The organism is Pirellulales bacterium (genome assembly GCA_036490175.1).
In the GTDB taxonomy this organism is placed as follows: domain Bacteria; phylum Planctomycetota; class Planctomycetia; order Pirellulales; family JACPPG01; genus JACPPG01.
In genome coordinates, this window is record DASXEJ010000217.1 from 35996 (window position 1) to 45329 (window position 9334).

Annotated in this window: 9 protein-coding genes; 6 read left to right on the top strand and 3 right to left on the bottom strand. The window is 61.6% G+C overall.

Going from position 1 to position 9334, the window contains the following annotated elements; all coding sequences use genetic code 11:
* Positions 1–198: 198 nt before the first annotated feature.
* From typA to VGG64_15535, 3 genes are all read left to right on the top strand, one after another.
* On the top strand, positions 199–2013 hold the full coding sequence (gene typA / locus VGG64_15525; protein HEY1601013.1) for a translational GTPase TypA: 1815 nt from the start codon (positions 199–201) through the stop codon (positions 2011–2013).
* Positions 2014–2637: 624 nt separating this feature from the next.
* Positions 2638–3810 carry a glycosyltransferase gene (locus VGG64_15530; GenBank protein HEY1601014.1) on the top strand — a complete coding sequence of 391 codons (1173 nt, stop codon included), beginning with the start codon at positions 2638–2640 and terminating at the stop codon, positions 3808–3810.
* Between the two features lie 122 nt (positions 3811–3932).
* Entirely contained in the window at positions 3933–5165 is a 1233-nt protein-coding gene (locus VGG64_15535; GenBank protein ID HEY1601015.1) for an MFS transporter, read from the top strand.
* Positions 5166–5207: 42 nt separating this feature from the next.
* Here VGG64_15535 and VGG64_15540 read toward each other — a convergent pair whose 3' ends face one another.
* Entirely contained in the window at positions 5208–5621 is a 414-nt protein-coding gene (locus tag VGG64_15540; GenBank protein HEY1601016.1) for an acyl-CoA thioesterase, read from the bottom strand.
* Between the two features lie 242 nt (positions 5622–5863).
* On the opposite strand from VGG64_15540, the gene VGG64_15545 reads away from it, so the two are divergent.
* From VGG64_15545 to hemA, 3 genes are all read left to right on the top strand, one after another.
* Positions 5864–6307, top strand: coding sequence for an SRPBCC family protein (locus VGG64_15545; GenBank protein HEY1601017.1), 444 nt, complete (start codon positions 5864–5866; stop codon positions 6305–6307).
* A gap of 258 nt (positions 6308–6565) precedes the next feature.
* The gene (ccsA, locus tag VGG64_15550; GenBank protein ID HEY1601018.1) at positions 6566–7477 is read left to right on the top strand and encodes a cytochrome c biogenesis protein CcsA; all 912 of its coding nucleotides are present in this window, start codon (positions 6566–6568) and stop codon (positions 7475–7477) included.
* Complete coding sequence (hemA, locus tag VGG64_15555) at positions 7474–8748, top strand: glutamyl-tRNA reductase (protein ID HEY1601019.1); 1275 nt, start codon at positions 7474–7476, stop codon at positions 8746–8748. Before ccsA ends, hemA begins: the two co-directional genes overlap by 4 nt.
* Positions 8749–8786: 38 nt before the next feature.
* Here the strand turns inward: hemA and VGG64_15560 are convergent, their stop codons facing one another.
* On the bottom strand, positions 8787–9137 hold the full coding sequence (locus tag VGG64_15560) for a hypothetical protein (GenBank protein HEY1601020.1): 351 nt from the start codon (positions 9135–9137) through the stop codon (positions 8787–8789).
* On the bottom strand, positions 9134–9334 hold a 201-nt coding region (locus VGG64_15565; GenBank protein ID HEY1601021.1), incomplete at its 5' end, for a hypothetical protein. The genes VGG64_15560 and VGG64_15565, both read right to left, overlap by 4 nt.

A 9334-nucleotide genomic window follows, 5' to 3' on the forward strand; every position in this document is an offset into this window, starting at 1 on the left:
TGGGCCCCCCGACGCAGCGGCAGACTACAAGCCCGGCGGCGACCGCCGGCTCGCCCGTGCCAGTGCCGCCCTCGCGGGGCACCCGTTTGTTGCCTTTGGGCGGACGTTCCCTACTTGCTGGCCCGTACACGCTGGCTGCGATCGAGCAACTTGCCGGTCGAGCTGCCTACCACCCGGTTCATCCGGGACTTAGGACCAATGCGACGCAACGACATACGCAACATCGCCATCATCGCTCACGTCGACCACGGCAAAACGACGCTGGTCGACTGCTTACTACGCCAAAGCGGCGAGTTCCGCGCCAGCCAATTGGTCGGCGAGCGGATTCTTGATTCCAACGACCTAGAACGCGAACGCGGCATCACGATTCTGGCCAAAAATATCGCCATCCCCTACAAGGGCATGAAGATCAACCTGATCGACACGCCCGGGCACGCCGACTTCGGCGGCGAGGTCGAGCGCGTGCTGCGCATGGCCGACGGGGCGCTCGTGCTGGTGGACGCCGCCGAGGGGCCGATGCCGCAAACCCGCTTCGTGCTCTCCAAGGCGCTCGAGTTCCGGCTGAAGCCGCTGGTGGTGGTCAACAAGATCGACCGTTCCGACGCCCGCGCCCGCGAAGTGCTGGACGAGACGTTCGAATTGTTTCTGGAACTTGGCGCCGACGACGAATTGGCCGATTTCCCTTACATCTTCACCAGCGCCCGCGCCGGTTACGCCACGCACGATCCTGCCAACCCGGGCGACTCGATGCAGCCGCTGTTGGACATGGTGCTGGAAAAAGTGCCGGGCCCCGAGATCGACGACGACGCGCCGCTGCAAATGCTGGTGACCACCCTCGACTGGTCGGAGTACGTCGGCCGCATCGCGGTGGGACGCATTCACTCGGGCCGCATCCGCCGCGGTCAACAGGTCGCGCTCATGCAGTCGGGCGACAATTCCATGACCGGCAAGATCGTGGCGTTGCAGGTTTTCAGCAACCTCGGTCGCCAGGAAGTCGAAGAAGCTGCCGCCGGCGACATCGTGGCGGTGGTGGGGCTGGAACAGGTCGAGATCGGCGACACGATCAGCGATCCGGAAAATCGCCATTCGCTGCCCCGCGTCGAGGTCGATCAGCCGACGTTGGAAATGATCTTTTCGGTCAATAGTTCGCCGCTGGCCGGCCGCGAGGGGCGCTATTTAACCAGCCGGCACCTGCGCGACCGCTTGGCGCGCGAGCTGGAACGCAACGTTGCCTTGCAAGTTCGCCAGGTCGAAGGGAGCGACGCGTTTGCCGTCAGCGGCCGCGGTCTGCTGCACTTGTCGGTGTTGATCGAGACCATGCGTCGCGAAGGGTTCGAAATGTCGATCGGCAAGCCGCGCGTGATCACTCACCAGCGCAACGGTGTTGTCGAAGAGCCGTACGAAACTCTTGTCGTGGAAATTCCGCCAGAGCGAATCGGTCCGGTCATGGAGCTCGTCGGGGCCCGCCGTGGCCAACTGCTCGAAATGGGCACGCGCGGCGAGCTTTCGCACGTCGTGTTTTCGATTCCCGCACGGGGCCTGATCGGGCTGCGCACGCGGCTGCTGAATGCCACGCAGGGAACGGCTGTAATGCATCACCGCTTCGAGGCTTATCGTCCCACGTCGGGTGACGTCCCGGGACGTGGGAACGGCGTGCTGGTGTCGATGATGCCAGGCAAGGCCGTGGCGTTTGGGCTCGATGGCCTGCAAGAGCGGGCCGAGATGTTCATCGCGCCGGGCGCGGAAGTGTACGAAGGCATGATCGTGGGCGAAAACAGCCGCACCGGTGACATGCCCGTCAATCCGACCAAGGAAAAGAAGCTGACGAACATGCGGGCATCGGGAAGCGATCGCAACATCATTCTCAAGCCCCCCCGCGTGATGTCCCTGGAAGAGGCGCTTGAGTACATCGAGGACGACGAGTACGTGGAAGTGACGCCCACCATGATCCGCTTGCGGAAAATGTTGCTCACCGAAAACGACCGCCGCCGCGCCGCACGTCAACGCGCCTAGGCCAGGGCGCATCGCGACGACGGAAATTAGCCGCGTCACAAACATCTTAAATCGCGCGAAGTTGGCACGTCAGAAGATCGTGCCGCGCCACGGCTAACTTGATGTTGCTTCGTCGGCTTGGCGCGCTTCGCGGCTCCCTCTCGCCGCATTTCTTGGGGCGACTTACCGCGGCCGGCTTCACGGCCTGCGGCGTTCGCTGCCATGCCGTAGAATTCGAGGCATGCGAACAGACCCCCCATTGACGTTGCGCGGACAGAAATCCGCTCGAAACTGCATATTTCCCGGGAAATACGCACTTGTCCGTACGTCAATGGTCAATTGTTGTAGTGGTGAATAATTCCATAAATTGAATAATTCCCCCCGGACGGCAGGCAGTTTTTTGGGGTATTCACCCCATACGCAACCACGCGTCATATGCCCAAGGTGTAACGCCGTCGATTCGCGCCTGATCCCACCACCGCTACACTTAACGCTGCCGTGGTCGTGAATCGGGTCGCAGCAGGCCACGAAAGGTAGCGGATACCGATCAAGACCTCGCACGCTGGGGGAATCGGTTGTTCGCCACTAGAGACCCATCTCAAGCTAGACAAATCGAGAACAACCATCGGGTAGGAGACGTTTTCCATGCAGACTCGGGTGCTGGTCCTATCGGCCTCGGTGGGGGCGGGGCACTTGCGCGCGGCCGAGGCCGTGGAATTGGCTCTTCGCCAGATTGCCCCCCACATCGAAGTTCAAAACGGCGACGTGCTGGAATTCACCAACGCTGTGTTTCGCCGCATGTACGGCACGGCGTATCTCGATCTGGTGAACTACTTTCCGCACTTCGTCGGCTACTTCTATGATTGGCTGGAAGGAGACGGCGATACACGCACCCGCAAGCGCGACCGCCTGCGGCAAGCCGTGCAAAAGCTGAATCTGGGGGCTTTCGAGCGATTCTTGACCGACCAGCAATGGAACCTGGTCATCAATACCCACTTTCTGCCGGCCGACCTGATCGCCACGCTGCGCACGCGCGGCAAGTTGGGCCTGCCCCAAGTCACGGTCTGCACCGATTTCGACACTCATCGCTTGTGGATCAATCAGCCCTGCGAACGCTACTTTTGCGCGACCGACGAAGGCTCGCTCCACCTGCAGCATTACGGCGTGCCGGCCAGCGATATCGACGTCACGGGCATTCCCATCCATCCGGTCTTTGCCGAACCTGCCGATCGGGCCAAGTGTCTGGCCCAGCAGGGACTCGTGGGCGATCGCCCCGTGCTCTTACAACTCTGTGGAGGCTTTGGCGTCGGTCCGGTGGAAGCCGTCTTCCAGGGTTTGCTGCACGTGGAACGGCCCTGCGAAATTGTCGCCGTGTGCGGGCGTAATGCCGAGCTCAAAGAGGCGCTCGAAAAGCTGCCCACGCCGGAGCGTCATCGCGTGAAGATCCTGGGACTGTCTCGAGAAATCGACCAATTGATGGGCTGCGCCGACCTGTTGATCTCGAAGCCGGGCGGGCTGACAACGTCTGAAGCCCTGGCACGCGGTCTGCCGATGGTGATCGTCAATCCGATTCCCGGCCAAGAGAGCCGCAACAGCGACTACTTGCTGGAAAGCGGCGCAGCAGTGAAGGTGAATCACGTCTGCACGCTGACCGCCAAAATCAATGAACTGCTGGCACAACCAGATCGACTGCAGCAACTGCGCGCCAAAGCCCGGGCGATCGGGCATCCAACGGCGGCGTTCGACGTCGCGCGGCGCAGCCTGGCCGTGATCGGCATAAAGTCCGAGGTTGCCGCGCCCTCGGCGGCCCACGCGTAATTCGCCTTGAAGAAAAGGCCGCGCCCTGTTGTCGACAGCACGCGGCACGCTTGCCATGACCGCACTCCGTTCGTGCCGCGGGGCATTTAAACCCCATTTCTTGCATCCGAAGTCGTGCCGCCTTGGACCCATCGACCGAAAAACTCGCATCCCCGGCGCCCGCTAATCCGCGACCGCCGCTGCCGGCCAACGTCAAGCTGCTGGGCCTGACGAGCCTGGTGAACGACATCGCCAGCGAAATGATTTATCCGCTGCTGCCCGATCTCTTAAAGGGGATCATGGGCGTCGGTTACGGCCAAATCGCAATTGTGCTCGGCGTTATCGAAGGCATCGCCGAGGCCGTTTCGAGCATTCTGAAACTTTTCGCTGGCAGTTGGTCCGACCGCACCGGTCGCCGCAAAAGTTGGATCGTGACCGGTTACAGCATGGCGGCCGTCGCGCGACCGCTGCTCGGTTTGGTCGTTCTGCCGTGGCAAGTGCTTGCCTGCCGCGTCGGCGACCGGCTAGGCAAGGGACTACGCACCAGCGCCCGCGACGCCGTCATCGCCGAGAGCACGCCGCCGGCCATTCGGGGCTGGGCCTTTGGGTTTCATCGCGCTATGGACCATCTGGGCGCCGCGATTGGCCCCGTGATTGCCACCTTGTTCTTGTGGTGCTGGCCCGGTCATGTGCAGACGCTGTTCATGCTGACGATTATTCCGGGCGCGGTCGTGGTGGGCATCTTGTTTTTCGGGCTGCGCGAGCCGCCGCGATCGGTCGTGGCCGCGCAGCCATTCGTTTGGTCGCTCGCGCCGTTTGATCGCAACTTTCGCTTGTATTTGTTGTCGCTCGCCGTGTTCACGCTAGGCAACTCCAGCGATTTGTTCTTGCTCGCCCGCAGCGGCCAATTGGGCGTGCCCGAAGCGCTGCTCCCCATCATGTGGTTTGTCTTCCACGTGGCGAAAAGCGCCGGCAATATGATCGTGGGCCGGCTGGTCGAGCGGGTGGGAGCCCGTCGATTGATCGTGGCAGGTTGGACTGCTTATGCGGCCGTGTACCTGGGATTTGCCCTGGCTAGCGAAGCCTGGCACGCTTGGGCGTTATTCATGGCCTACGCGGTGTTCTATTCACTTACCGAACCCCCCGAGAAGACACTGGTGGCCCAGCTTGTACCAGGGGAACGCAAGGGACTGGCCTACGGCTGGTACAACTTTGCGATTGGCGTGGCGGCGATGCCGGCCAGCGTGTTATTCGGGTTCTTATACACGCAGTTTGGCGACTACGGCGCGCTCGTGGCGTTTAGCACCGGCGCTGGCCTGGCCCTCGTGGCGACCGTGTTGTTGTTGGGAGTGAAGCACGAGCGACATACGGGCTAAACAGTCTGTTGCGAAGGGCCGGTACGGCGGCACCGCCAGCGTCTAGTCGCGGACGATTTCAAACGCACTGGCCACTTCGGGCGGAATGCGCGCTAATGCAAAGGTCTTGAAGCTGACGAAGGCCCATTCCGTGGCGGCAGTGGCTAGCACCACGTCGTCGCGGCGGCGGATCATCTTGTAGCGTCGCAGGCAGGAAAGCCGGCGAAAATCAGCGACCCAGGTGCGCACGTTGACCTCGTCACCCTCAAAGGCCGATTGCTGGTACTTGATCTCGTGCGACCGCACGACGAACCCGGCCCCCATTTGCTCGTACGCCTCGGTCGGCCATCCCTGCGCCGCGGAATGCGCAATCGCCGCCGCCAGCGCCCAACGGAGATACTCCAGATTATTGACATGCCCAAGCCGATCGATGTGTTCGGGCGTGACGGTGAGCAGATGTTCGTAGATGGCAGGCATGGGGTACTTGTTCTATTTCGCGGGCCGATGGTTCGGATCGACCCTGTTTGTATCGAGGTGTATAGATCTCGGCGAGGCACGAGGGTTTGTATAGGCGGGCCGGCCGGTGTCGCGAGGTGCGATAAGTCTACCGCGATGCACCGCTGGCGACGATCTAATAGCCGTGTTGTGAAGAGCCGCCAACCTGGAATAGGATATTCGAACCAAGTTGAGAAGCTTCTCCCCGCAACAGGTCAACTCCGATGCGGATCGAACACTCGCTCGATATAAAGGCGCCTGCCGACATCGTCTGGTCTGTCACGACGGATGTCGAGCGTTGGCCGGAGTGGACGCCGACAATGCACAGCGTCCAACGTCTGGATGCAGGTCCGTTCCAGATCGGCAGTTCCGCCCGCATCAAGCAGCCACGGCTCGCCGAAGCCATTTGGCGTGTCACGTCGCTGACGCCGGGCAAGCGGTTCACCTGGGAAACGCAGAACCGCGGAATGCGCATGGTCGCCTCCCACGAAATCCTTCCGCAGGGCGGTGGCTGCACGAGCCACCTTAGTTTGGACATCTCGGGATGGCTGTCCATGCTGCTCGCACCGCTGATTCTTCGCTCGGCAGCCAGTGCCATGGCCATTGAAAACAATCGACTCCGCGAATTTTGCCAACAACTGTCGCGCCAGGGCGAGACGACCGACTAGGTGCGGGGACGATGCGCTAATTTTCGCCCCAGACTGTTGTCGGAACAATCTGACTCCGTCGGCGGCATTTGGCCGAATTTCATTGGGTTTAGGCTCTCCGCTAGGATACTGGCGGGTAGACATATCGGGCGGTGCCACGTAGCCTGGAACTAGGCCGTCCACCGCTGCCGGTCGGTCGACAACACCCCCCTTTTGCCAGGTTCGGCCTGGGATCTTGGCAGCCTGTTCCGCCCGCCGTGCGTTTTTTGGTTGCCCCATATGCTCGCGGGAATCAGCACCCTCTGTTTTGGCGCAAGCTACGCGGTGGCGCTGTCACTGGAAGTGTCACGGCTGTGGTTTCGTAGCGGCCTGCGCGGCGCCTTGCTGGTGCTGTTCGCCTCGGCCGGCCTGTTGGCGCACACTTTGTTCCTGGTTTACCGCGCGACGACCGCCACCAGCACGCCGCTATCGAGCCAGTTCGACTGGTTTCTGGTGGCGGCCTGGGTGCTGGCGGCGACGTACTTGTACCTGAACTTCTACCATCCCCGCACCGCGGTCGGTTTGTTCATCCTGCCACTGGTCTTGGTGTTGGTGGGGGTGGCGCAGTTCTTTGCAAGCCACGAGCCGTTTGCCGAGCGCCGCGCCTCGCAAGTCTGGGGCGCGATTCACGGTGTGTTCATTCTGCTCGGCACCGTGGCCGTGATGGTCGGCTTTGTCGCAGGTGTAATGTACCTCTTGCAGGCCTACCGGCTGAAACACAAGAAGCTGCCGCCACAAGGTTTCCGCCTGCCGAATCTGGAATGGCTTGAACATCTCAACACCCGGGCGATCGTGGTTTCGGCCCTGATGTTGGCCGCCGGTTTTCTGTCAGGCACGGTGCTGAACCTGGTCAACCACCGGTTGCAAATCGACGAATTGCCCTGGACCGATCCGGTGATTTGGACCTCCAGCCTGTTGTTGGTTTGGGTCGCCACGGCCGCCACGTTCAGCGTCGCGTATCGCCCGGCGCGGCAGGGTCGCAAGGTGGCTTACCTGACGGTGGCCAGTTTCCTGTTTCTGGTGTTGGCCGTCAGCCTGCGGTTGTTTCTGCCGAGCGGCCATTCGGCGGCGCGCGACAACCAACTGGGCCGAGAATCAACGCTGAGCACGAGCACGCACGTCCGTACGCCCGGCGGCCGAGGTGCCGCATGAAGTATCAGATGTGCGGTCTCAGCCATCATACGGCGAGTGTCGAAGTGCGGGGCCGCGTGGCCTTTAGCGCCGAGCAGGCCCGCAAGGCATTGAGTTCGCTGCGGGCCCGTTTTCCGGCGGTCGAAGCTGTCGTGCTGTCGACGTGCAACCGCGTCGAAATCTACACAGCCGGAGATACCCCGGCCGGCGTCCCCAGCCACCAGCAAGTTGCAGAGTTTCTGGCCGACTTTCACGGCCTGAATCTGCAGGAGATTTTCGACGATCTATTCGAGCGCACCGGCGAGGACGTGGTGCGGCATCTGTTCCATGTCGCCGCCAGTCTCGACAGCATGGTCGTCGGCGAGCCGCATATCGTGGTCCAGATCAAACAGGCCTACGAACTGGCGTGCGAGCGCGACAGCACCGGACCGCTGACGAACCAGGCATTTCAGGGGGCACTGCGGGTGGCCAAGCGCGTGGCCAGTGAGACCTCGATCAACGAGAAGCGCGTGAGCATCCCCAGCGTGGCCATCGCTGATTTCGCCAAGCAAATCTTCGAGCGGTTCGACGACAAACGGGTGCTGGTGATCGGGGCCGGTGAAATGGCCGAAGAGACACTCCGCTACCTACAAGACGAAGGGGCACGCGACGTGCGCGTCTTGAACCGGAACTACGAGCGGGCGGAACAGTTGGCCCATGCCTGGCAGGGAAAACCAGCGCACTGGGAGCAACTAGAGACTGAGTTGGCTGCGGCTGATCTAGTGATCAGTACGACCGCCAGCAGCGAACCAATCATGACCGCCCAGCGGTTTCAGCCTATCGAGGCGGCCCGCTATCAGCGCCCCCTCTTCATCCTCGATTTGGCGCTACCACGCGATTTCGATCCGGCGATCGGACAATCGCTGGGCGTCTACCTGTATTCGATCGACGACTTGCGCGAGGCCTGCGACCGCAACCGCAAGGAGCGTGAGAAGGAATGGCCGGCTGCGCTGCGGATCGTCGAGCAGGAGACAGCCCGTTTCATGGCGGACTTGAATCACCGGGCCACCGGCCCGATTATCAAGCGCTTGAAGCAGGGCTGGCAGCAAACCACGCAAGACGAACTGCGCCGGCTGCTGAATAAATTGCCGGACCTTAGCGAGCGCGAGCAACTCGAGATTAACCAGTCGTTCGATCGACTAATCAATAAGCTGCTGCACCCCCCGCTCGAATCGCTGCGCGACGAAGCGGCCCATGGGATGCCGCACGCGCTGCTCGACGCATTCAAGCGACTGTTTCAGCTCAAAGACTGACCGCACTCTCGGTACGGTCCGCCGGCGCGAGTCCGCGCTCACTCGCCTTCTTCCCACTCCTCTTCCTCCTCTTCATCATCATCGTCCTCGTCCTCATCATCGTCTTCCCAATCGTCGTCGTCTTCGTCGTCTTCGTCTTCCCAATCTTCATCGTCCTCGTCGTCAACTTCTTCCCAGTCGTCGTCGAAGTCGTCGTCGTCGGCCTCCTCATCCTCCTCATCGTCTTCGTCCTCATCATCGTCGTCGAGCTCTTCGTCCTCGTCTTCGTCCAACTCCTCTTCTTCGTCCTCGTCCGTCTTCTTGGCGAGTGCGCGCACGTCGAGCGCCGCCATGACGGCCGACAAAGACCGCCTCTCGGTGTCGAACTCCTGTTCGAGGGAAATCGTCACGTGTTTTGCTCCTCTTTCAGATCGTAGTTCAGTCCGGGTAAATCCTGATCCCGGTGATCACCGGGGATAGCTTCGTTGATAGCGGTTTGCGTAGCAAGATTTTGCAGCGGCCGCAATTGCGCGGCGCGCGGCAAGTCGTCCAATGTACGTAAACCAAAAGTCCGCAGGAACCGGGGAGTAGTACCATACAAGAAGGG